This window comes from Novosphingobium sp. (assembly GCF_965229225.1).
In the GTDB taxonomy this organism is placed as follows: Bacteria; Pseudomonadota; Alphaproteobacteria; order Sphingomonadales; family Sphingomonadaceae; genus Novosphingobium.
This window is the reverse complement of record NZ_OZ245867.1, coordinates 1249857-1270792: the sequence shown is the minus strand read 5'-3', so window position 1 is coordinate 1270792 and position 20936 is coordinate 1249857. Positions and strand designations below refer to the sequence as shown.

General features: G+C 64.7%; 22 protein-coding genes. 10 read left to right on the top strand and 12 right to left on the bottom strand.

Features of this window, described 5'->3' with window-relative positions; genetic code table 11:
- Positions 1–64 precede the first annotated feature (64 nt).
- The 5 genes from ACO06X_RS05645 (at position 65) to ACO06X_RS05625 (ending at position 6385) form a co-directional block, all read left to right on the top strand.
- Entirely contained in the window at positions 65–1285 is a 1221-nt protein-coding gene (locus tag ACO06X_RS05645; RefSeq protein WP_421838984.1) for a DUF3422 family protein, read from the top strand.
- Between the two features lie 88 nt (positions 1286–1373).
- Entirely contained in the window at positions 1374–2543 is a 1170-nt protein-coding gene (locus ACO06X_RS05640) for an acyl-CoA dehydrogenase family protein (RefSeq protein ID WP_421838983.1), read from the top strand.
- 282 nt (positions 2544–2825) lie between these two features.
- Positions 2826–3257: a CHRD domain-containing protein gene (locus ACO06X_RS05635; protein ID WP_421838982.1), complete on the top strand. Its 432-nt coding sequence runs from the start codon at positions 2826–2828 to the stop codon at positions 3255–3257.
- Entirely contained in the window at positions 3254–3805 is a 552-nt protein-coding gene (locus ACO06X_RS05630) for a hypothetical protein (RefSeq protein ID WP_421838981.1), read from the top strand. The genes ACO06X_RS05635 and ACO06X_RS05630 overlap by 4 nt, the downstream gene beginning before the upstream one ends.
- A 177-nt stretch (positions 3806–3982) precedes the next feature.
- On the top strand, positions 3983–6385 hold the full coding sequence (locus tag ACO06X_RS05625; RefSeq protein ID WP_421838980.1) for a TonB-dependent receptor: 2403 nt from the start codon (positions 3983–3985) through the stop codon (positions 6383–6385).
- Here ACO06X_RS05625 and ACO06X_RS05620 read toward each other — a convergent pair.
- On the bottom strand, positions 6369–6812 hold the full coding sequence (locus ACO06X_RS05620; RefSeq protein WP_421838979.1) for a winged helix-turn-helix domain-containing protein: 444 nt from the start codon (positions 6810–6812) through the stop codon (positions 6369–6371). The genes ACO06X_RS05625 and ACO06X_RS05620 overlap by 17 nt on opposite strands.
- Before the next feature lie 180 nt (positions 6813–6992).
- Here ACO06X_RS05620 and ACO06X_RS05615 point away from each other — a divergent pair, with 180 nt between their 5' ends.
- Both ACO06X_RS05615 and ACO06X_RS05610 read left to right on the top strand, forming a co-directional pair.
- The gene (locus ACO06X_RS05615; protein ID WP_421839860.1) at positions 6993–7823 is read left to right on the top strand and encodes a 23S rRNA (adenine(2030)-N(6))-methyltransferase RlmJ; all 831 of its coding nucleotides are present in this window, start codon (positions 6993–6995) and stop codon (positions 7821–7823) included.
- Between the two features lie 397 nt (positions 7824–8220).
- Positions 8221–8694 carry a transposase gene (locus tag ACO06X_RS05610; RefSeq protein WP_421838978.1) on the top strand — a complete coding sequence of 158 codons (474 nt, stop codon included), beginning with the start codon at positions 8221–8223 and terminating at the stop codon, positions 8692–8694.
- 346 nt (positions 8695–9040) lie between these two features.
- Here ACO06X_RS05610 and istB read toward each other — a convergent pair whose 3' ends face one another.
- The 3 genes from istB to ACO06X_RS05595 all read right to left on the bottom strand — a co-directional run bounded on the left by istB (position 9041) and on the right by ACO06X_RS05595 (position 11575).
- Complete coding sequence (gene istB / locus ACO06X_RS05605; protein ID WP_421839854.1) at positions 9041–9820, bottom strand: IS21-like element helper ATPase IstB; 780 nt, start codon at positions 9818–9820, stop codon at positions 9041–9043.
- Positions 9810–11336, bottom strand: a complete 1527-nt coding sequence (gene istA / locus ACO06X_RS05600; RefSeq protein WP_421836316.1) for an IS21 family transposase — start codon at positions 11334–11336, stop codon at positions 9810–9812. Before istA ends, istB begins: the two co-directional genes overlap by 11 nt.
- Positions 11337–11443: 107 nt before the next feature.
- Positions 11444–11575 (bottom strand): hypothetical protein, encoded by a 132-nt coding sequence (locus ACO06X_RS05595; protein ID WP_421838977.1) that lies wholly within the window; start codon positions 11573–11575, stop codon positions 11444–11446.
- Positions 11576–12481: 906 nt separating this feature from the next.
- Between ACO06X_RS05595 and ACO06X_RS05590 the strand changes: the two genes are divergently transcribed.
- Positions 12482–12886, top strand: a complete 405-nt coding sequence (locus ACO06X_RS05590; RefSeq protein WP_421838976.1) for a hypothetical protein — start codon at positions 12482–12484, stop codon at positions 12884–12886.
- Positions 12887–12912: 26 nt separating this feature from the next.
- Here the strand turns inward: ACO06X_RS05590 and ACO06X_RS05585 are convergent, their stop codons facing one another.
- The 3 genes from ACO06X_RS05585 to ACO06X_RS05575 all read right to left on the bottom strand — a co-directional run bounded on the left by ACO06X_RS05585 (position 12913) and on the right by ACO06X_RS05575 (position 15938).
- Entirely contained in the window at positions 12913–14142 is a 1230-nt protein-coding gene (locus tag ACO06X_RS05585; RefSeq protein ID WP_421838975.1) for an argininosuccinate synthase, read from the bottom strand.
- Between the two features lie 88 nt (positions 14143–14230).
- Positions 14231–15469 carry a class I SAM-dependent methyltransferase gene (locus ACO06X_RS05580; RefSeq protein ID WP_421839859.1) on the bottom strand — a complete coding sequence of 413 codons (1239 nt, stop codon included), beginning with the start codon at positions 15467–15469 and terminating at the stop codon, positions 14231–14233.
- A gap of 97 nt (positions 15470–15566) precedes the next feature.
- Entirely contained in the window at positions 15567–15938 is a 372-nt protein-coding gene (locus ACO06X_RS05575; RefSeq protein ID WP_421838974.1) for a glycine zipper 2TM domain-containing protein, read from the bottom strand.
- A 210-nt stretch (positions 15939–16148) separates the two neighbouring features.
- On the opposite strand from ACO06X_RS05575, the gene ACO06X_RS05570 reads away from it, so the two are divergent.
- Positions 16149–17297, top strand: coding sequence for a hypothetical protein (locus ACO06X_RS05570; protein WP_421838973.1), 1149 nt, complete (start codon positions 16149–16151; stop codon positions 17295–17297).
- Between the two features lie 6 nt (positions 17298–17303).
- Here the strand turns inward: ACO06X_RS05570 and rlmN are convergent, their stop codons facing one another.
- Complete coding sequence (gene rlmN, locus ACO06X_RS05565) at positions 17304–18581, bottom strand: 23S rRNA (adenine(2503)-C(2))-methyltransferase RlmN (protein ID WP_421838972.1); 1278 nt, start codon at positions 18579–18581, stop codon at positions 17304–17306.
- 118 nt (positions 18582–18699) lie between these two features.
- On the opposite strand from rlmN, the gene ACO06X_RS05560 reads away from it, so the two are divergent.
- Positions 18700–19224 (top strand): outer membrane protein, encoded by a 525-nt coding sequence (locus ACO06X_RS05560; protein ID WP_421838971.1) that lies wholly within the window; start codon positions 18700–18702, stop codon positions 19222–19224.
- Here the strand turns inward: ACO06X_RS05560 and ACO06X_RS05555 are convergent.
- The 4 genes from ACO06X_RS05555 to ACO06X_RS05540 are packed head-to-tail and all read right to left on the bottom strand — an operon-like array spanning position 19221 to position 20720.
- Positions 19221–19709, bottom strand: a complete 489-nt coding sequence (locus tag ACO06X_RS05555) for an invasion associated locus B family protein (RefSeq protein ID WP_421838970.1) — start codon at positions 19707–19709, stop codon at positions 19221–19223. The genes ACO06X_RS05560 and ACO06X_RS05555 overlap by 4 nt on opposite strands.
- Complete coding sequence (locus ACO06X_RS05550) at positions 19706–19909, bottom strand: hypothetical protein (protein ID WP_421838969.1); 204 nt, start codon at positions 19907–19909, stop codon at positions 19706–19708. The genes ACO06X_RS05555 and ACO06X_RS05550 overlap by 4 nt, the downstream gene beginning before the upstream one ends.
- A complete protein-coding gene (locus ACO06X_RS05545; RefSeq protein WP_298167976.1) occupies positions 19909–20091 on the bottom strand; it encodes a DUF4169 family protein in 183 nt (60 codons plus the stop codon). Before ACO06X_RS05545 ends, ACO06X_RS05550 begins: the two co-directional genes overlap by 1 nt.
- A complete protein-coding gene (locus ACO06X_RS05540; protein WP_421838968.1) occupies positions 20091–20720 on the bottom strand; it encodes a histidine phosphatase family protein in 630 nt (209 codons plus the stop codon). The genes ACO06X_RS05545 and ACO06X_RS05540 overlap by 1 nt, the downstream gene beginning before the upstream one ends.
- Between the last annotated feature and the right edge of the window lie 216 nt (positions 20721–20936).

Sequence of the window (20936 nt, the reverse complement as noted above, 5' to 3'; positions counted from 1 at the left end):
GCAAGTGTGCTGTGAAAGACTATGGACCGGCGCTAAGCCGCGCCGGACGGGAGTGCCAGAGGCCATGTTGAACGAGCACCGGCTGCGGCGCGAGATTGTCGGCGAGATGCATTTGCGGCGCTGGCCGCCCATCACACCGCCGATGCGGATCGTCCAGATCCTGCGTCTTGGCCCCTCCGAAGGCCTGCCCCCGTTTCGCGGCGGCCCCGCTTTCGCTGCCGAGCCGGGCCAGCGCCACATGCAGGGAATCCTCGCAGAAGGCCTCCTTTTCACCTGGGAACGGCATAGCGAAGCGACCACGCTCACCGTCTTCGCCAGCCCCGATGCACCGCTCCTTGCCGAAGCGCGCGCCTGGGCGGAAGGCGCGCCGGGCGAAGTGCTGCGCGCCACGCTCATCGATATCGAAGCCGATGCCGCCGCTGCTGCTGCCCGCATGGCCCAGTTCGATGTCGATCCGGCGGAGCTTGTCTGCTGCGATTTCGGCGGCGGCGCGCGGCTTTCCTCCGATTTCCGCATCAAGGACGAGGGCTATGGCCGCCTCGTCGTCGCCGCTGGCCAGCTTGGCCCGGTCGATCTCGCCCGCGCGGTGCAATCGCTGCAGGAATTGGGCAATTATCGCAACATGGCCCTCCTTGGCCTCCCCGTGGCCCGCGCGTGCTGGGCCAAGCTCGATGCCGCCGAAGAGGAACTGCGCGCTTTTGGCCGCAAGCTCGATTCGGACGAGAATTCCGACAACGACCTCCTCGATGCGCTTTGCGCGATGTCGCTCGAGCTTGGCACCATCGCCAGCGATTCGCGCTACCGGCTCAGCGCCACCGCCGCCTATGCCCGGCTGGTGGACGAACGCCTCGCCACGCTCGCGCCCGTCGCCATTCCCGGCTTCGCCAGCCTCGCCGATTTCACCCAGCGCAGGTTTCATCCCGCGATCCGCACCTGCGAAACGGTCGTGCGCCGCCAGCAGGAACTGGCCGAACGCTCCGCCCAGCTCACCTCGCTGCTGCGCACCCGGATCGAGACGCGGATCGAGGATCAGAACGCCCAGCTCCTCAAATCGCTGGAAAGCGCCACGCGCACGCAGCTGCGCCTTCAGCACCTCGTCGAAGGCTTCTCCACCGTCGCCATCACCTACTACGCCGTCTCGCTGCTCGCCTATCTCAGCGGCGGCCTTTCGCTGTTCGGCGTTCATGTGGAGCACGACCTCTTCGCCGCGCTCGTCATCGTGCCGGTCTTCATCATGCTCTTCGTGTACTTGCGCCGCGAACGCCACCGCCTCGGCGCAGACTAGCAAATTTGCACTCCCGTCCAAGCTTTACGGCGGGCCAAAGGCAGGCAATAGCCTTCCCGGACAAGCACTTTGCGGGAGCGGTTGAGGCATGACGGACGGTCTTCACGGCGAGGAAACCTTTGCAGACCTGCGCGAAGGCGTGCGCAAACTCTGCGCCCGCTTCCCCGGCAGCTACTGGCAGGCGCTTGACCGTGATCGGAAATACCCAACCGAATTCGTGACCACGCTCGCGAACGAAGGCTGGCTCTCCGTCCTCATCCCGGAGGCATACGGCGGCTCCGGCCTCGGCCTGGCAGCGGCAACGGCGGTGCTCGAGGAAGTCCACCGCTCCGGCTGCAACGGCGGCGCAGCCCACGCGCAGATGTACACCATGGGCACCCTGCTGCGCCACGGCTCCGACGAACAGAAAGATCGCTATCTCCCCGCCATCGCGCGCGGAGAGCTGCGCCTGCAGGCCTTCGGCGTCACCGAACCCACCAGCGGCACCGATACCACGCGCCTCACCACCTTCGCCCGCCGGGATGGCGACCGCTATATCGTCAACGGCCAGAAGATCTGGATCAGCCGCGCCGAACATTCGGACCTCATGGTCCTCCTCGTGCGGACCACGGCACGCGAGGAATGCGCCAAGTCCACCGAAGGCATGAGCGTCCTCCTCGTCGACTTGCGCGAAGCCGTCGGTAACGGCCTCACCATCCGCCCGATCCGCACGATGCTCAACCACGCGACGACCGAGCTGTTCTTCGATGACCTCTCGGTCCCTGCTGAAAATCTCATCGGCAAGGAAGGCGATGGCTTCCGCTACATCCTTTCCGGCATGAACGCCGAACGCATCCTGATCGCCTCCGAATGCATCGGCGACGCGCGCTTCTTCATCGATCGCGCCAGCGCCTATGCCAAGGAACGCTCCGTCTTCGGCCGCCCCATCGGCCAGAACCAGGGCGTCCAGTTCCCCATCGCCCGCGCCTATATCCAGACCACCGCCGCCGCGCAGATGGTGGCAGACGCCGCCGCGAAGTTCGATGCGGGGGAGGGCGCCGGCACCGAGGCGAACATGGCCAAGCTCCTCGCCTCCGAAGCCTCGTGGTTCGCGGCGGACATGTGCGTGCAGACCCACGGCGGCTTCGGCTTTGCCGAGGAATACGACATCGAGCGCAAGTTCCGCGAAACCCGCCTCTATCAGGTCGCGCCGATCTCCTCGAACCTCATCCTCAGCCATGTGGCGACGCACGTTCTGGGCCTGCCGAAGAGCTTTTGATTGAGGGGGGCTCGCAGAGATCGCAGAGGAAGCAGAGGGCGTACCTGCGGCAAAGCCGCACAAATCTCAATTGTTCGCTCGCGCTGTAGCCGCTGACGCGGAATCGAGGCACGGCTTCTGTGCGCCCTCTTTCTGCTCTCCGATCTCTGCGAGAACGCCTTCTAACCCCGCAGGCCACCAAACCTTGCACCCCCGTCCACAAGGCGTAATCTCCCCTCGCGCGCGGAAACAAGCCCCGAGTCTGAAGGCTTTGGCCGCGCTGCCCTGCATGGAGAAGATGCGATGACCAAGCTTCCCGCCCTGATCCTCAGCTCATGCGCCGCCGCGCTCGCGCTCGCCCCCGTGGCCGCATCCGCTGAAACGGTGGTCCTCACGGCCAACCTTTCCGGCGCCAACGAAGTGGGAGGCGGCGCGCCCGAAGGCAACGGCGCCTTCCGTGTGGAGATCAACACCGATACCGGCGATTTCTGCTACACGCTCTACGGCGAAAAGATTGCCGCGCCGACGATGGCTCACGTCCACACCGGCGCCGCCGGTGCCAACGGTGCTCCGGTCATCACGATGGACGTCACCGGCAAGGGCAGCGACATGTGCATCGCGGTCGAGCCCGACAAATTGAAGCCGATCATCGCCAACCCGGCTGGCTACTATGTGAACATCCACAATGCAGACTTCCCTGGCGGTGCCGTACGCGGACAGCTCGCCAAGGGGTGAGCTACCGGAATCGATGCCGAACCGCATCTGGTTCCATCCCAGCATTCCGCAAGTGCCTGTCTGGCGCGCTGCTTTTGCTTGGCTATTCGTATCCAGCTCTGGCTGCTGAATCGGCGGATATCGGCCCCGGCGTCGGAACAGTCTTTCGGGGGCATTCCGGCACTGTGGTGTCGGGTTGGGATTGGGCGGGCGGCGGGCTTTGGCTGCCAGAGAATGCGCCCGCTGATGTTCCCTCCGATGCGCTTGGCTGCTGCTACGGCGTTTTTTCGCGCGCTCGAGACAAGGGCATTTGGGTCGTGAAGACCGAACCAGTGGAGCGCAACACTACAGGCGGTGTCGAAAGCGAGCGTATTGTCGACAGACTCTTTATCCGCCCGATCAAGGGTGAGGTCCTCAGCGAATGCTGGAGCGGGACCAATGCGTGGCCGGTCCTGACTTTGGTGAGTAGAAGGACTCATCGCGCCCGATCTGTCTTGGTGAACGAACGAGGACTGACGGTCGCCGTGTGGCTCGATCGCGATGGAAGGTGCGATCTCGACGAGCCGTAAGCCAGTCTGATTTGCCGCGCTCGACACCCCGCGGCCAAGCTTCGCAGTCCGCTCCGCTCCCGCACTCGCAGACCCGGGGATCGCGATGCTGATCCCGCGAACCAGTCCCCTGCGCCGGCAGAACACCCGATCGTCCATCGGTTGCTGGCCCGGCTTGCCTCACATCGCAATCTATATATGCTGAAATATAGATTTGCTGGACAACCTTGGGGGACTTTCTTGCGCACCACTCTCGCGACCGGCCTGCTCACCGGCGCCGCCTTGCTCCTGTCCGTTCCCGCCATGGCGGAGGAAGCGCCGGCATCGGACGGCACCAGCGAAGCCATCATCGTCACGGCGCGGCAGCGACCGGAGAACGCCCAGGATGTTCCGGCTGCGCTGTCCGTGGTGGGGGGCAGGTGGCTCGATCAGTCCTACACGCTCAACACGCAGGGGCTGACCACGCTGGTCCCCGCGCTCAACTATTCCTCCGCCAATCCGCGCAACACCGCCTTCACCATCCGGGGCCTGGGATCGAGCGTCGTCGCGGTCAGCCAGGCGAACGACGGGTTGGAGCCGGGCGTCGGCTATTATGTCGACGGCGTCTACCATGCCCGCCCGGCCACGGCGGCGTTCGACTTTTCCGATATCGAGCGGATCGAAGTCCTGCGCGGTCCGCAGGGCACGCTGTTCGGCAAGAACACCACGGCGGGCGCGATCAACATCGTCTCGGCCGCGCCCGCCTTCACCAGCGGCGCGAACCTCGAACTCAGCGTGGGCGAGCGCCGCTTCGTCCAGGCGCGCGTTTCGGCAACCGGGCCGCTCGCCGGCGATACGCTGGCCTATCGGTTATCGGGCACCATCACCCGCCGCGACGGCGTGCTGCGCAACGTGCGCACCGGGCAGGATCAGAACACGCTCGGCACGCAGGCGGTGCGCGGGCAGGTGCTGTGGCAGCCTTCGGCGGATTTCAGGCTGCGGCTCATCGCGGACTATTCGAACTTCAGCAGCGAGTGCTGCACGCAGGTCTATCTCCGCGTTGGCACCAGCCTGCGCGCCCCCGGCCGCCAGTTCCCCGCACTCGCAGCGGCGGCAGGTTACGCGCCCCCCAGCACCAATCCCTACGACCGCCTCACCGATATCGATGCGCCACTCGCGGTCAAAACCAGCGAGGGCGGTGTCGCGGCCACGGCGGACTGGACCATCGGCCCCGCCACGATCACCTCGATCAGCGCATGGCGCTTCTGGAACTGGGATGCTGCCAATGATCGCGACTACACCGGCCTGCCCATCCAGCTCATCCAGCGCATCCCCTCGCGGCAGGATCAGCTGAGCCAGGAACTGCGCCTCGCCTCCAATGGCGATCATGCCCTCAGCTACGTTGCGGGGCTCTACTATTTCCGCCAGGTGCTGAGCGGCCATCCCGACAGCGTCTACGGCCCCTATGCCGCGCCGTGGCTGATCGGCCGGACGACCGGCGCAAACGCCACGCCCGTCCCCGCCAACCTCCTCGATGGCTACGGCCAGTCCGGCGACACGCGCTTCGCCGTCGATAGCTACGCCGCCTTTGCCGAGGTGAACTGGCGCATCCTCCCCCGCCTAACCCTCACCGGCGGCCTGCGCTACACGCAGGAGAACAAGCAGGGCGACTACAGCACCACCGTCTTCGGCGGCCTCACCACCGCCAGCACCGCGCTCAACAACGCCAAGCTCGGCGTCCTCAGACCCCAGAGCTATTCCGCCAGCGTTTCCGACGGCAGCCTCTCCGGCCGTGCCAACATCGCGTGGAAGCCGCTCGAAGCCGTGCTGCTTTACGCCAGCTTCGCGCGCGGCTTCAAATCGGGCGGCATCAACATGTCGGGCCTCCCGCTCGACACCGCCAACCAGCCCGCGCTTGCCACCGCCGTCGTCCGGCCCGAGCGCAACACGACCTGGGAAGCCGGCATCAAGGCCGAGATCTGGAACCGCCGCCTCACCCTCAACCTTGCCGCCTACCACACCACAGTCCGCGATTTTCAGGCAACCGTCGTCGATTCCAGCCAGACCGTCGCCCTGCGCGGCTACCTCTCCAATATCCCCGAAGTGCGCGTGAAGGGGATCGAGGCCGATGCCGCGCTGCGGATCGGCGCGCTCACCCTCACCGGCGCGCTGGCCTATGGCGAGGGGACCTACACCAGCTATCCCGCCGGCCCGTGCCCGCTCGAAGTGCAGACAGCGGCCACCGCAGCCTGCAATCTCACCGGCCAGCGGCTCGCCGGCCTGCCGCGCTGGTCCGAAACTCTCGGCGCAGACTATGCCGTGCCCGCAGGCGGTGGCGCGCTCGTGCTCCATGCCGATAGCAACTGGCGCAGCGGCTATTTCGGCGATCCCACCCTCTCACGCTACACCTGGATCGAAGGCTACAACCTCACCAACGCGAGCATCGGCTACCGGCGCGAGGATGCGGACGGCAAGGGCTGGGAAATCGCCGTGTTCGCGCGCAATCTGCTGGGGGCGAACTATATCCAGAACCTCACCATTCAGGCCGGCAACTCCGGGCTGATCCTCGGCACACCGAGCGATCCGCGCACCGTCGGCGTCACGCTCAGGCTGCGGCGCTAGGTCCGTCCGCCGGGGCCTCGTCCCCCTCCCGCTTGTCGCCCTCCTGCTTGTCACGATGCCGCTGGGGGCGGGGGGAGGGTAGCAGCAACTGGTCGACCAGCGCGGTCAGCCGCTGCGTGCTCACCTGCTCCACCTCGTCCTGCAACGCGCGATACTGCGCAAGGATCGCCTCGCCCAGCGGCGTCAGCTGCGCCCCGGCCTTCTGGTTTCCGGGCGTCGTGGCAACCAGCGGACCCTGCCAGCACCGGTTCATCGCATCGACCAGCAGCCAGGTCCGCCGATAGCTCATCCCCATCGCCCGCCCCGCGGCCGAAATCGAATGATGCTGCGCGATTGCCTCCAGCAGATCGGCCTTGCCCGGCCCCATGGCAACTTCATCGCCGCACAGGATCTGGAGCTTGAGCTTGAGGGGAAGCGGCGATGCCATCCCGCCATACTAGCCCGTGCCGCCTGCCAGTCCACAAGGAATGAACCCCCGCGCAGAAGGGCTTTGAAGGTTTCCGCCCGGTTCGATACGAGCACCTCTTTGGTTGCTTCCATCGCCGCGCACCCGGCAATCGCGGGCAGGCCGGCCGCACAAGGCAGAGCGTCAGGATTTTCAGTTGCCATGAATTATCGCCATTCCTTCCATGCCGGCAACAGCGCCGATGTCGTGAAGCACAGCCTGCTCATCGCCCTCGTGCGCGCCTTGCAGCTAAAAGAGAGCGCGCTGACCCTGATCGATACCCACGCCGGCTGCGGGCTATATGATCTGCAAGGCGAGGAAGCCGGCCGCACCGGCGAAGCCGCGCAAGGCGTGCTGCGGGCCTTCGCCGATCCCAGCCCCTTGCTGATCGACTACCGCGCCGCCGTGGAAGCCGTGAATTCCGGCGCCGAGCCGTACCTCTATCCCGGCTCGCCCCGAATTCTGGCGCAGCTGCTCCGCCCGCAGGATTCCCTGATCCTCAACGAAAAGCACCCCGAGGACGCCCACACCCTGCGCGTCGCGATGCGCGGCACCCCCGCCGCCGTGCACGAGCGTGACGCCTACGAGTTCTGGCTGGCGATGCTGCCACCCCGCACCCCGCGCGGCGTGGTCGTGGTCGATCCGCCCTACGAGCAGACCGACGAACGCACCCGCATCACCGCCACCCTCGCCGCCGCACACCGCAAATGGGCGCACGGCGTAACCGTAATCTGGTATCCCCTGAAAGACCGCGCCGCGCATCAACGCTGGAAGGAGCAACTGCGCAGGCTCGGCATCCCGAAACTGCTGTGGGTGGAGCACTGGCTCTACGATAGCGACCAACCCGGCATCTACAACGGCGCGGGCCTGTTCATCATCAACCCGCCCTACGCCTTCACCCAAACCCTGCCGCCCCTCCTGCAATCCCTGCGCACCGCCCTCGCACCCGAGGGCCACAAGGGCGAAATCGCCGCCGATTGGCTAAGCGGTTGAACCAACCGCGCCGCCTATCCTGCTAACCACCCCTCGTCATTGCGGGCAAAGCGAAGCAATCCAGAGCGCCAAACCGCAAGCCAGCCAAAGGAAAGAGCCTCCGGCGGGCAAGGGCCACCGCCCTTGCATCCCGGGAGTATTTGCATCTTCTGCCGTCGGCTTGCTCAAAGCGTCGGTCGGCCAAGCGACTAGCCGCTGATCTGTGGAGTAAACCGAGCTTGCGGTTTCATGTCGCTAAAGTTGAATGTTTGAAATTCGCTTTTCTACTTGGCAACGCCAATGATAACCACTGCCATTCTGTGAGCGTGGAGATTGCTTTAGGTATGTTTACTTCGGTGACCCATTGACTTTGGTTGCACATATAACAATACATCAAGCATCAGAACGGAGAACGAGGGTGCCCAAAACCTTCAGCAGTCTGCTCGAAGTGATGCAGGAAATCCCCGATGAGCAGACTGCGATCGACCACTTCACAGCGATCCGTTGGCAGCAGGGCAAGTTTTGCCCGCACTGCAATTCTGCGCGGGTCTATCACTTTGCCGACAAGCGTACCCATAAGTGCGGTGACTGCCGGAAGCGATCGTCGATTCGCGCCGGGACAATCTTCGAGGATAGCAAGTTACCTTTGCGCACCTGGATATTGGCAATCTGGCTGATCACCTCGCACAAGAAGGGCATCGCCAGCACCAAGCTCGCAAAAGACTTGGGCATCACACAGAAGTCGGCGTGGTTTGTTCTTCACCGGCTTCGCCATGCCGCGCAAACCCAGTCATTCAATCGCCTCTTGACCGGAGAGGTTGAGGCAGATGAGAATGTCGTTGGCAGCAAGGAAAAGAACAAGCACGTTTGGCAGCGGACGTGCGGCAGGTAGGGTGGTGTTTGCAAGGTCGCCGTCCTTGGTATTCTGGAGCGTGAAGGCAAGTTGCGTACCGGCCTGACACCAACCTATCGGCGCGAAATGTTCAGTCCGCCGTGCACGAGAATGACGAAGCTGGCAGCCTTTTCGTCACTGATGAAAACGCTTCTTTCCGGAGCTTGTCACGGGTCTGCATCCAGCACACGGTGAACCATTCGGCGGGGATTGCTTTCGTAAGTATTTGATCAACACCAATGGGTTCGAGAGCATCTGGGCTGTAGATTTGCGTTGAGAATTGACCCGGGATTTTCATCGAGAATTGACCCGGGTGGAAGTTATGTCCCGCTGTACGGGACGTAGGTCAAGCCGGTGATTTTTCCTTTCTGGATTTGGGGACAGCGGAACTGGCCCTGAAGCGGAAGCTGTCATTTCCTGTTTCGAGGATGTGGCAGTGGTGGGTGAGCCTATCGAGTAGTGCGGTGGTCATCTTGGCATCGCCGAATACCTGGGCCCATTCGCTGAAGCTGAGATTGGTGGTGATGACGACGCTGGTGCGCTCGTAGAGTTTGCTGAGCAGATGGAACAGCAGTGCACCGCCTGATGGACTGAACGGAAGGTAGCCCAGCTCGTCGAGGATGATGAGGTCGAGGCGCAGCAGGCGCTCGGCAAGCTGGCCCGCCTTGTTCATGGCCTTTTCCTGCTCGAGGGCATTGACCAGATCGACTGTGGCAAAGAACCGGACCTTCTTGCGATGATGCTCGGTCGCCTGGACGCCGAGCGCGGTCGCGATGTGACTCTTGCCGGTGCCGGGCCCGCCTATCAGAACGACATTATCGGCACCATCGATGAACTCGCCGCGGTGGAGTTGCCGGACCAGTGCTTCGTTGACCTCGCTGGCGGCAAAGTCGAACCCGGCCAGATCCTTGTAGGCGGGGAACCGGGCTGCCTTGATTTGGTAGGCGATCGAGCGAACCTCGCGTTCGGCCATCTCGGCCTTGAGCAACTGGGAGACGATCGGCACGGCCGCGTCGAAGGCCGGCGCGCCTTGCTCGATAAGGTCGCCGACCGCCTGGGCCATGCCGTACATCTTCAGCGCCTTGAGCATGACAACAACAGCGGCGCTGGCAGGATCATGACGCATGACGCAGCCCTCCATCGCGTAGGGCATCATAGCGCCCGACATTGGCCAGAGGCTCCTGAGCAAGGCGCAGCGCCTGAGGCGCATCTATCGGGGATGCTGGAGGTGCCTTCCCGTCGGTCAGGCGGTGGAGAAGGTTGAGGACGTGGGTCTTGGTGGCAACGCCCGCCTCAAGCGCCAGTTCGACTGCGCAAAGCACCGCCTGCTCGTCATGCTGCAGCACCAGCGCCAGGATCTCGGCCATCTCCCGATCGCCGCCGGGGCGGCGCAGGAGCTGGCTTTGCAGCTGCCTGAAGGCCTCGGGCATCTCGGCGAACGGTGCGCCATTGCGCAGCGCTCCCGGCTTGCGCTGGATCACCGCCAGATAGTGCCTCCAGTCATAGACCGTCCGCCCGCCAGTGTGGTGGGACCGGTCGATGATCCGGGAATGCTCGCACAGGATCTGACCCTCGGCGGCCACGACGATCCGCTCGGGATAAATCCTGACGCTGACCGGCCGGTTGGCGAACGAGGCGGGCACGCTGTAGCGATTGCGCTCAAAGTGCACGAGGCAGATCGGCGATACCCGCTTGGTGTGCTCGACAAATCCGTCAAAGGGCCGCCCCAGCGGCATCAGGCTGTCCACCTCCGCGGCATGAACGTCGGCCACGGTGCCGGGCAAGCCGCCATGCTGGATCTCGCCCCATTGCGTGATGCACTGTTCCTCGAGCCAGGCATTGAGCGCATCGATATCCGGGAAGCTCGGCAGCTGCTGCCACAATCGGCGACGCGCATCCTGCACGTTCTTCTCGACCTGTCCCTTCTCCCACCCCGAGGCTGGGTTGCAGAACTCGGGCTCGAACAGGTAATGGCTGGCCATTGCGGCAAAGCGGGCGTTGACCTGTCGCGCCTTGCCGACACCAATCCGGTCGACTGCAGTCTTCATGTTGTCGAAGATCCCGCGCTGGGGAACGCCGCCAAGCACACGGAACGCTTGGGTCAGCGCGTCGAACAACATCTCGTGGGTCTGCAGCTGATAAGCCCGAACGATGAACGCCTTGCTGTGCGAGAGCTTGGTGTGGGCGGCCTGCAGCTTGACCCGCTCACCACCAAGCACCGCCCAGTCCTCGCTCCAGTCGAACTGGAAGGCTTCACCAGCCTCGAACACCAACGGCACGAACGTGCCGCGCCCGCTGGTCTGGGCATCACGCTGCCGGTCCGCCTTCCAGCCCCGCACAAACGTCGCCACCCGGCCGTAGGATCCTTCATATCCCAAAGCGACGAGGTCGGCGTGCATCTGCTTGGCCGTGCGCTTCTGCTTGCGCGACTTGCCTGCCTCGATCCGCAGCCAACCCGACAGCTTCTCGGCGAACGGGTCCAGCTTGCTCGGCCGCTCGGGAACCTTGAACTTGGGTTCAACTGTCCCGGCACGAAGGTACTTGCGGATCGTGTTGCGCGACAAACCTGTGCGTCGCTCGATCTCCCGGATCGGCATCTCATCACGAAAGTGCCAGCGCCGGATAACGCTCAATAAAGCCATGTCGATCACTCCAATGTCCCCCGACCAGGCAGCCAGGGGGAAGGTCAGAACATGGGTCACTTCTCAGTGGAAATTATGCCCCTCCCGGGTCAATTCTCAGCGCAAATCTACATTACGCTGTCCCAACTGTTTTGGGTGGTGCCGTAGGGCAGGTCGCATAGTACCATGTTGACGCTGCGGTCTGGGATCGCCTTCATGGCGGTCAGGCAATCGGCTTGAATCAGCGAAACCTTGGACATGGCGTGTCTCCTTCGGATTGCCAAAGAGTCTCGCAGAAAGGTCTTGTCAAACGGTAACTTGTTCTGAGGAAAGACAATTTTTCAAGCCTTTGGCAACTCAGGATTCTTTCTCTTTCTGTGGGTCGCACACGTATATAGGTCCCTTTCCTGAGATCACCCACATCCCCTCCATAAATAACAGACGCGTCTGTTATTTATAAACCGCTGTCCTACAGCCATCGCTCTGCGGCATGATTCCTGAATGCCTCGCGAATCCTTCACAACCCGCCACTTCGGGCCCCGCGCGGGCAGGGGTTTGGGGGGGTGAGGGGGGTGACAGTTTTCGCTCAGGACTGTGTCAACCGTGTCAACTTCGTCTCGCTGCGGGGCGCAGAGCCGGGCTTGGGATGGGGGGCAGAAACCGGATGCCCAAACCAAATGGGGGCCGGCATTGCTGCCGGCCCCCACTGTCGCCGCTGCTGGCACTCTGGCTTTCCAGCGCCTGAGCTCACCGCGTCCTTCCGCCGTTCCCTGCCCTTCGGTTCCCGTCCTTTCGAACGGCCCGTTCTTTCGAACGATGCACCTCCGGTCCGCTTCGCCGTTCGGTCCCGCCTGCAAGCAGGCGCTTCCTTGTCAGCTCCGCCTTCAGTCCTGCGGCGTCCGCAGTTCCTGACCACATGGGCCTGGCAGTCGCTGGTGCCCGTACCGCATTCTGCGCGTTGCCGCGCGTCCTGCTGCTGCGAGCGTGTTTCCTTGCGCTTTCTTCGGGCGCCGCTCCCTCCGGTCCGGCCTTGCGGCCTCACCTTCGGACGGTGCCTCCCTCGGGAAGGCAAGGGCCCTTCCGCGCGTCCTGGCGTGCTGCCCCTCGCTTGGCGTTTGTTGGGTGCTGCCCCCGGTCTTGCGACCATCGGCCTTGCCGCATCAGCCTTGCTTCGGGACGCCATTTCGGCCTCCGGTGCCGGTCTTTCCGGTCTGCACTCCACCCCTCCCAGAGCGCGCCTCAGCACGCTGAAAGTGGTTTCAAAACATACTTTCCAGTCCGGCCCGATCAGGAGATTTCTGCCTTTCAATCAGTGCCTTGCGGCGCTTTTCTCGGGCTTCGATTCCCTCTCGACAAGACAGATGCTGCGCCTGAGTGATGAGTCGCACAAGCAGCAAGATGCAAAGTTATCCACAGGCAGCCCAATGGCTGGTGGACAACTTCGCAAGCTGCGGAAACCGCTTTGTTTTCGTTTTGTGACGATTCGTACTGATCCCCATCCGCTCACCCTGAGCTTGTCGAAGGGTGCTGGCGCGGCGGTCGCGCCAGATGCTTCGACAAGCTCAGCATGAGCGATAATGGGTTACGGCATTGGCGCTTATTGCCCGCGCTGCGCCAGCAATCTCAGCCGGAGCGCATTGAGCTTGATAAAGCCCGCCGCGTCCTTCTGGTCGTAGGCACCGGCATCGTCCTCGAACGTCACGTGGCGTTCGGAATAGAGGCTGTCCGCCGACTTGCGGCCGACGACGGAGGCGTTGCCCTTGTAGAGCTTGAGGCGGACGGTGCCGTTCACCCGTGCCTGGCTGTGGTCGATCGCGGCCTGCAGCATCTCGCGCTCCGGGCTGAACCAGAAGCCGTTGTAGATGAGCTCGGCGTACTTCGGCATCAGCTCGTCCTTGAGGTGCGCGGCACCCCGATCCAGTGTGATGCTCTCGATGCCGCGATGCGCGCGGGCATAGATCTCCCCGCCCGGGGTTTCGTACATCCCGCGGCTCTTCATGCCGACGAAGCGGTTTTCGACGAGATCGAGCCGGCCGATACCGTGCTTGCGGCCCAGATCATTGAGCGCGGCAAGCAGCGTGGCGGGCGACATCGCCTCACCGTTGAGCGCGGTGCCGTCGCCGCGCGCGAAGTCGATGGTGATGTATTCCGGCACGTCCGGCGCGTCCTCCGGGTTCACCGTGCGGCTGTACACGTAGTCCGGCGTCTCCTGCCACGGATCTTCGAGAACCTTGCCTTCGGACGAGGTGTGGAGGAGGTTCGCGTCGGTCGAGAACGGGCTCTCGCCGCGCTTGTCCTTCGGCACGGGGATCTGGTGTTCCTCGGCCCAGGCGATCAGCGCGGTGCGGCTGGTGAGATCCCACTCGCGCCACGGGGCGATGACCTTGATGCCCGGCTCGAGCGCATAGGCGGAGAGTTCGAAGCGGACCTGATCGTTGCCCTTGCCGGTGGCGCCGTGGGCGACCGCGTCCGCACCGGTTTCGCGCGCGATTTCAATCAGGCGCTTGGAAATGAGCGGGCGCGCGATCGAGGTGCCGAGGAGGTAATCGCCTTCATAGCGGGCATTGGCGCGCATCATCGGGAAGACGAAATCGCGCACGAATTCCTCGCGCAGGTCGTCGATGTAGATGTGTTCGGGCTTCACGCCCATCAGCTCGGCCTTGGCGCGGGCGGGGGCGAGTTCTTCCCCCTGGCCCAGATCGGCGGTGAAGGTCACCACCTCGCAGCCATAGGTCACCTGCAGCCACTTGAGGATGACGCTGGTATCGAGACCGCCGGAGTAGGCAAGGACGACGCGCTTGATATCGGAGCGCTTGAGATCAGACATGGCAGCGAGATTCCCATAGGACTGGTGCAAGGAATGGCGCGGCGGCTAGCAGGGCCGCGCGCGCCATGCAACCTGTCGGCAGGCGGCCTCAGCCTTTGCGCGCGGCGCGGTAGCCCAGTTCGGTCTCGTGGATGTAGTCGCGGGTGAGCGGCAAGGCATCACGGTTGCGCACGATCTGGAGCTGAAAGTTGACCAGATCGGCATGTTCAAAGCCGGTTGCGGCGCCCGCGAGATAGAACTGCCACATGCGGAAGAAGCGCCCGTCGTAGATGCGCGTGATCGTTTCTTCCTGCTCGGCGCAGCGCTTGTACCACTCGCGCAAGGTGAGGGCATAATGGCGGCGCAGGATCTCGCAATCGGTGAGCATGAGCTTGCATGGCTCGATTGCCTTCACCGTCTCGCTCAGCGAGGGGATGTAGCCGCCGGGGAATATATACTTGCGGGTGAAATCGTCGGTGATGTTGGGTGGACCAGAGCGTCCGATGGTGTGGAGCAGCATCACGCCATCGACCGCGAGCAGATCGTGGCACTTGCGGAAGAAGGTCTCGTAGTTGGGCACGCCGACATGCTCGAACATGCCGACCGAGACGATGCGGTCGAACGGCCCCTGCTGGTCGCGGTAGTCGGTGAGGCTGAAGGTGACCTTGTCGGAGACCCCCTCGCGCTCGGCCCAGGCCTTGGCATAGCCGATCTGTTCGACGCTCAGCGAGATGCCGTGGATCGATGCGCCCGAGATCTTGTGCAGGTGCAGTGCGAGGCCCCCCCAGCCGCAGCCGATATCGAGCACGCGCATGCCGGGCTTGAGGTCCAGCTTCGCCGCGATGTGATCCATCTTGGCGATCTGGGCTTCTTCGAGCGTCGTGACGCCTTCGTCCCAATAGGCGCAGGAGTACTGGCGTGCGGGATCAAGGAACAAGTCGTAGAGCCGGTCGTCGAGATCGTAGTGATGCGCAACGTTGCGCTTCGAGGAGCGACGCTGGTTGATCTGATCGAGCCGGCCGGTGATCGCCACGCGGGCCTTGTCGAACAGGTTCAGGTTGTCGAGATCGCCGCCCTTTTCCCAAGGATTGTTGCGGCGGATGAAGCCGACGAAATCCAGGATGTCGCCGTTCTCGATCGTGACCCGCCCGTCCATGAAGCATTCGGCCATGCCGAGGCTGGGATTGCGCGCAATGGCGCCGGGCACGCGCGCGTCGTGGAGCTTCAGGCCGAGATCGGGCCAGCCCGGGGCCGCCGTGCCATAGTGGCGCTGGCGGCCCGAAGCCTCGGTCAAGGTCAGCGTTCCGTGCTTCACCAGACGGCGCAGCGCGGCATCAAGCAAAATCATGGACATCGGGCGACCTCATAGAGCGGTTAACCAGTGTTTCGGCCTATGGCCCGCCGTGGCTCCATGGGCAAGCCATGCAGCGTATAAGAGCGATGCATCAGCGGCAGCGCGAACCGCTCCGTTCGATTTCGCGGCCGAGCAGGGCACCGCCCGCCGCGCCCAGGAGCGTGCCGAGGGTGCGATCGCCGCGCGTATCGATTGTGCGGCCGACGAGAGCACCGCCGACAGCGCCGATGACGAGGCCGGTCGTGCCGTTGCTGCGCTTGCAATAGTAGCGCCCATCGCGGCCGCGCCAGACGCGGTCGCGGCTGGTGAGGGGGCGCGGCTCGGCGTAGCGGCCATATCGATCGTACTCGGCGTTGTGAGCACGGCGGCCATGAGCTGGTGCCCACGATGGCGGATCAGCCAGCGCGGGGGCTGCGCCCAGGGTCGTTGCGGCGAGGGCTGCGGCGATGATGAACCTGTTCATGAATGAGCATCCTTCTGATGTGTCGTGGCGTGACGGATCAAGTGGCTCAAGCCTGTGCGCATCATGCCCAACCGAAGATGAACGCCGCTCCAAAGGCGATGAGGTGAGGGCAGGGCGCGACGAAGCGCTGGTCTGGATCAAACAACTTTCCTACACGAACCATATGGGTTAGTTTTCTGTCGCCTTCCCTGTCTGTCTGGAGAAAAAGCCATGCCCAATCCGCCCGTGACCTTTCCTGCGATGTTCACCCCCGCCAATGCCGTCGCCTTCGCCAACGCCGATGGGACGGCACAGACTGTCAGCGCCGAGGCGCCACTTCCCGTCGCACTTGCTGGCAGTGTGGGGACGCAGGCGGTGAGCGCGGCCAGTCTGCCGCTGCCGGCGGGCGCTGCGACGGCTGCGAACCAGACGTCGGGAAACACCTCGCTCGCCGCGATTTCCGGGCAGCTTCCCGCCAGCCTCGGGCCCAAGGCCTCTGCGGCAAGCCTTTCGGTGGGGCTTGCCAGCGATCTTGCGAATATCGAGCCCGGCGCGGCAGCGATCACGGGCACCGCGATGCCCGCCGGCGGGACAGGCATCACCGGCTGGCTTTCGGCAATCTACCGTTCGTGTAGCGAGGGTGCGACGCTTGCGGGCAGCGTGACATCGGCCGCTGTGGTGGTTTCGACCAGCAACAACCTCTACATGGGCGGCTCGTTCCAGGTGACCAGCGCCGGCACGACCTGCACGATCACTTATGAGCAATCGAATGATGGCACCAACTGGGCCACGCTGCCGGTCGTTTCGGCGGCGGCGGCCAACGCGGCGCCGGTTACCACATCGACAGCCGCCGGGATCTATACCTACGTCTCCTCGGCGGCATTCGTCCGCGCGCGCGTATCCACCTATACGAGCGGGACTGTTGCGGTTGTGCTCAGCCAGAAGCAGCAGGTCGCCCCTTCGAGCGGCGTTTCACTCGCGGCTGGCGCTTCGGGCATTGGCAGCGTTTCGGTGACCGGCACGACGACGATCACCGGCAGCGTCAACCTCGGGAACGGATTTACCGACAGCACGGCCGCGCTGGCCGCTTCGGCCACGTTCACCGGGACGGGCCGTGCCAACAGCGCGGGCCAGTTCGCCTTCTTCAATGCGACCGCGTTTGCCGATCAGGCCGGCACGCTGTTCATCGACCAGTCGCTCGATACCGGTACGAGCTATCAGGCGATCGCGAGCCAGGCGGTGGCGGCAGGCAGCGGTGCCAATATCTCGGTGCGGACGTGCGGCGCGGTTGGCACGGCAACGATGTACCGCGTCCGCTATGTCAACGGTGCGGGTGCGCAGACGACCTTCCGGCTTTCGAGCAGCTTCTCGGCGAGCTAAGGAGTCTCAGCCGAGCGCGGCCTGCTTTTCTTCGAGAAGCCGGTCGACCTCGGCGCGGGACTTGCGTTCGGCCGCGGTCTTGAGCTGCCCGCAGGCAGCATCGATATCGCGGCCGCGCGGGGTGCGCACGGGGGCGGAAATACCGGCGTTGAAGACGATCTCCGCAAAGCGCTTGATGCGCTCGGGCGTCGAGCATTCATACGGCGCGCCGGGCCAGGGATTGAACGGGATAAGGTTGACCTTGGCGGGCAGGCCGTACTGACGCAGCAGACGGACAAGCTCGTGCGCGTCGCTGTCGCGGTCGTTCTTGTCCTTCAGCATCACATATTCGAAGGTGATCCGCCGGGCATTGGATGCGCCGGGATAATCGGCGCAGGCCTGCAGCAGTTCCTCGATCCCGTACTTGCGGTTGATCGGCACGATCTCGTCGCGCACGTCCTTCGTCACCGCATGGAGCGAGACCGCGAGGTTGACGCCGATTTCCTCGCCCGCGCGGGCCATCATCGGCACGACGCCGCTGGTCGAAAGCGTGATGCGGCGCTTGGAGAGGGCAAGGCCGTCGCCGTCCATCACCACCTTGAGCGCATCGCGGACGTGGTCGAAGTTGTAGAGCGGTTCGCCCATGCCCATCATGACGATGTTGGTGAGCAGGCGGCCGTCTGGCGTATAGTCGGTGCCCTCATCATCCTCGGCATCATCGAGTTCGGGCGCGGCCATCGAACCGCGCGGCCATTCGCCCAGCACATCGCGCGCGAGCATGACCTGGCCGACGATTTCCCCCGGCGTGAGATTGCGCACGAGCCGCATCGTGCCGGTGTGGCAGAAACGGCAGTTGAGCGTGCAGCCGACCTGGCTCGAGACGCAGAGCGTGCCGCGCGTGGCATCGGGGATGAACACCATCTCGAAATCGTGATTGTCTGCCGTGCGCAGCAGCCATTTGCGCGTGCCGTCGTTCGAGACCTGCGCCTCGACCACTTCGGGCCGGCCGATCACGAAACGTTCGGTCAGCCATGGGCGCATGGTCTTGGCGATATCGGTCATCGCGTCGAAGCCGGTTACGCCGCGGTGGTAGAGCCAGTGGAACACCTGCTTGGCGCGCAGCTTGGCGGCCTTGGCATCGAGCCCGGCATCGAGGAACAGCGCGGCGATCTGCGCGCGGCTCAGGCCGATCAGGTCCACCCGCCCGTCGGCGCGCGGCGTGACCTCGCGGGGGACAGGTACGGGATCGAAATGTCCCGGGATCGACATGGGCGAGATTTGGGGCTCAATCTGCATCGCGCGCATATAGGGGCAAGCGCGCGCCCGTGCAAATTGGGGTGCAAATTGCGGGCCGTGGGGCTGTAACGGCTGGCCGGTCTGACGCGAACCTTGGGACAAGTCCCCTTCGCAAAGGTCTCATGCCATGGCCCGCCTCGCTCTTGCCGCCGCAGTTCTCCTCGCCGCCAGCGCATCGCCCGCGCTGGCCGATCCCACCGGCCTGCGGGTGACCGCGCTTGCCGGCCTTGAACGCACCGATGGTGCACCGGGGGCCGGGGCGAGCGACGGGTTCTACTATGGCGGGCAGCTTGGCTTTGACTGGCAACTCGGCCCGGTGATCGCAGGTGTGGAAGGTGATCTGGGCGGTTCGAGCGCAAACCGGATCATTGGAACGCGCCGCGCCGATCAGGGTGTGTTTGCCTCGGCTGCGGTGCGGCTCGCGGTGCCGGTCACCAGCAGACTGCGCGGCTTTGTGCGCGGCGGCTACGCCTATCACGAGGTGACTTACGATACAGGCCGCGCATTTCATGGCAGCGGCTGGACTGTCGGCGGGGGCGGCGAAGTCGATGTGACGCAGCGCCTGTTTCTCAGGGCCGAGTATCGCTTCTCCGACTATGGCCGGACCTTGCGCGGGCAGCAGTTCCTCGGCGGTGTCGGGCTGCGGCTTTAGTTCTGGGCGCAGCCGAGCAGGGCGGCGTCCATGGCGGATGCGGCTCCGGCCAGAGTGTAGGTGTCGGTAAACGTGCGGCCGGTGTCGCTGCGGGCCGTCACGCTCATGCTTGAGGCGGAGCGCATGGCAGCAACGATAGCGGCGTCCATGCGCTGGTCGGCGGCCCATGCATCCGCCGCGCCGGCGACGAGCGCGAAGCGCTGGCCGCCGACCGAGAGCGATACCGTGGCGCCGGGGCCGATCTTGCGCGAGAGACGAACGTGAACTTCGCCGCGCGCGCCGCGACGGGGCCAATTGCCGACCGTGACATAGGGCTGCATCTCGTTCACGCGGCCCTCGACCTTGTCGGCCATGGCGATCGCATAGCAGCGCGGCACGCCGGCATCGGAGAAGGCGCCCCAGCTGTTCCAGATGCCGAGACTGTCGCGCGCGAATGCCGTGGGGGCACCGACTAGCAGCGCGGCGGCAAGAAGGGCGCGTTTCATGGATCGATCAGATCGAGATAGGCGACAACATCGTTGTCGGTCGCGATGAAGAGATCGGCCTGGATCTCGTCCGGCTGCTGCGCGGCAAGGGCGAGGGCTTCGGTCAGCGTGCCATAGAGCAGCGTCTGCGCCGCGCCGCCTTCGGGGCCGTCGCTCAGGTGATAGAGCCGGACGCTGGTGCTTTCGCTGGTCGAGCGCATCAATCGTGGCCTTCGCGCTTGGCGCCGTCCAGCAGGCGGGCGGCGCGTGTCGCTTCGGCGCGGGTCGCCTCGCGCTCGGCGCGGGTGCGGCCGTGGGCGGCGCGGTTGGTGGCGGCTTCGGCCTCCTTGCTGCGGCGCGCGGCGGCCTTGCGGGCGAGGCGGAGGTTCACGATCTCGCCCATCAGGCGTGCTCGCTGCCTCGCTCGGAGCCGAACAGCACGGTTTCGCAGCCGTTTTCGAGCAGCGCGATCGAGCCTTGCACGAGCGAGGGGGCGATGGGCGCGCCAAGATCGGGGTGGACCGGATAGCCCGCCATCATCCCGCGCAGCACGCGGCTGGAAATGCCGTGCATGACGACGATGTGATCACCCGGCGCATCGCTGACTTCGGCGAGCCAGTTGGCGAGGCGGGCGGCGATCATCGGGTAATCCTCGCCATCGGGGGCGGGGCGCAGCAGGTGATCGGCGATGACGATGGGGCCGATCTCGGCCTCGACGTCATCGTAGAGCCGGCCGCACCACGAACCCATGTCGATTTCCTTGAGATCGTGGGTGCGGCGGGCGGCGAACCAATCGAGCCCCAGCACATCGGCGATCATCGCCATGGTCTGCAGCGCGCGGCCGGTTTCCGAGACGTGGAGCGTGACTTTGGGCGAGGTGCCGAGCATGCCGCGCAGCGCGACGCCCATGGCCAGCGCCTGCTCGACCCCAAGGCGGGAGAGCGGGGTGTGGATGTGGTTCGCTTGAAGGCGGCGCGCGGCGTTATAGACCGTCTCGCCGTGGCGCATGATGAAGAAACGGGGGCTGGACATGGCGGCGGTGATAGCGGCTGATGCGGAGGATGGCGAGGGGGCGGCGGGCGAAGGCATCGCCAACGGTGCCCTGATCACGCTGCGCCTGTGCGTGCGTGCCCGCGCGCGCCGGAGAAGCGTGGGCCGAAGGGGAAGGCGCGTCCGAATCAGGATGCCGGCGGGAAAGGCCTGTCGCCGGCGGGATAAACCTGCCATGTTGAGGCAACCTCTGGCAAG

Coding starts and splice junctions, on each gene's coding strand:
- ACO06X_RS05645 (WP_421838984.1), top strand. CDS start 65: ATGTTGAACGAGCACCGGCTGCGGCGCGAGATTGTCGGCGAGATGCAT.
- ACO06X_RS05640 (WP_421838983.1), top strand. CDS start 1,374: ATGACGGACGGTCTTCACGGCGAGGAAACCTTTGCAGACCTGCGCGAA.
- ACO06X_RS05635 (WP_421838982.1), top strand. CDS start 2,826: ATGACCAAGCTTCCCGCCCTGATCCTCAGCTCATGCGCCGCCGCGCTC.
- ACO06X_RS05625 (WP_421838980.1), top strand. CDS start 3,983: ATGCTGAAATATAGATTTGCTGGACAACCTTGGGGGACTTTCTTGCGC.
- ACO06X_RS05620 (WP_421838979.1), bottom strand. CDS start 6,812: ATGGCATCGCCGCTTCCCCTCAAGCTCAAGCTCCAGATCCTGTGCGGC.
- ACO06X_RS05615 (WP_421839860.1), top strand. CDS start 6,993: ATGAATTATCGCCATTCCTTCCATGCCGGCAACAGCGCCGATGTCGTG.
- istB (WP_421839854.1), bottom strand. CDS start 9,820: ATGCGTCATGATCCTGCCAGCGCCGCTGTTGTTGTCATGCTCAAGGCG.
- istA (WP_421836316.1), bottom strand. CDS start 11,336: ATGGCTTTATTGAGCGTTATCCGGCGCTGGCACTTTCGTGATGAGATG.
- ACO06X_RS05595 (WP_421838977.1), bottom strand. CDS start 11,575: ATGTCCAAGGTTTCGCTGATTCAAGCCGATTGCCTGACCGCCATGAAG.
- ACO06X_RS05585 (WP_421838975.1), bottom strand. CDS start 14,142: ATGTCTGATCTCAAGCGCTCCGATATCAAGCGCGTCGTCCTTGCCTAC.
- ACO06X_RS05580 (WP_421839859.1), bottom strand. CDS start 15,469: ATGATTTTGCTTGATGCCGCGCTGCGCCGTCTGGTGAAGCACGGAACG.
- ACO06X_RS05575 (WP_421838974.1), bottom strand. CDS start 15,938: ATGAACAGGTTCATCATCGCCGCAGCCCTCGCCGCAACGACCCTGGGC.
- ACO06X_RS05570 (WP_421838973.1), top strand. CDS start 16,149: ATGCCCAATCCGCCCGTGACCTTTCCTGCGATGTTCACCCCCGCCAAT.
- rlmN (WP_421838972.1), bottom strand. CDS start 18,581: ATGCGCGCGATGCAGATTGAGCCCCAAATCTCGCCCATGTCGATCCCG.
- ACO06X_RS05560 (WP_421838971.1), top strand. CDS start 18,700: ATGGCCCGCCTCGCTCTTGCCGCCGCAGTTCTCCTCGCCGCCAGCGCA.
- ACO06X_RS05555 (WP_421838970.1), bottom strand. CDS start 19,709: ATGAAACGCGCCCTTCTTGCCGCCGCGCTGCTAGTCGGTGCCCCCACG.
- ACO06X_RS05550 (WP_421838969.1), bottom strand. CDS start 19,909: ATGCGCTCGACCAGCGAAAGCACCAGCGTCCGGCTCTATCACCTGAGC.
- ACO06X_RS05545 (WP_298167976.1), bottom strand. CDS start 20,091: ATGGGCGAGATCGTGAACCTCCGCCTCGCCCGCAAGGCCGCCGCGCGC.
- ACO06X_RS05540 (WP_421838968.1), bottom strand. CDS start 20,720: ATGTCCAGCCCCCGTTTCTTCATCATGCGCCACGGCGAGACGGTCTAT.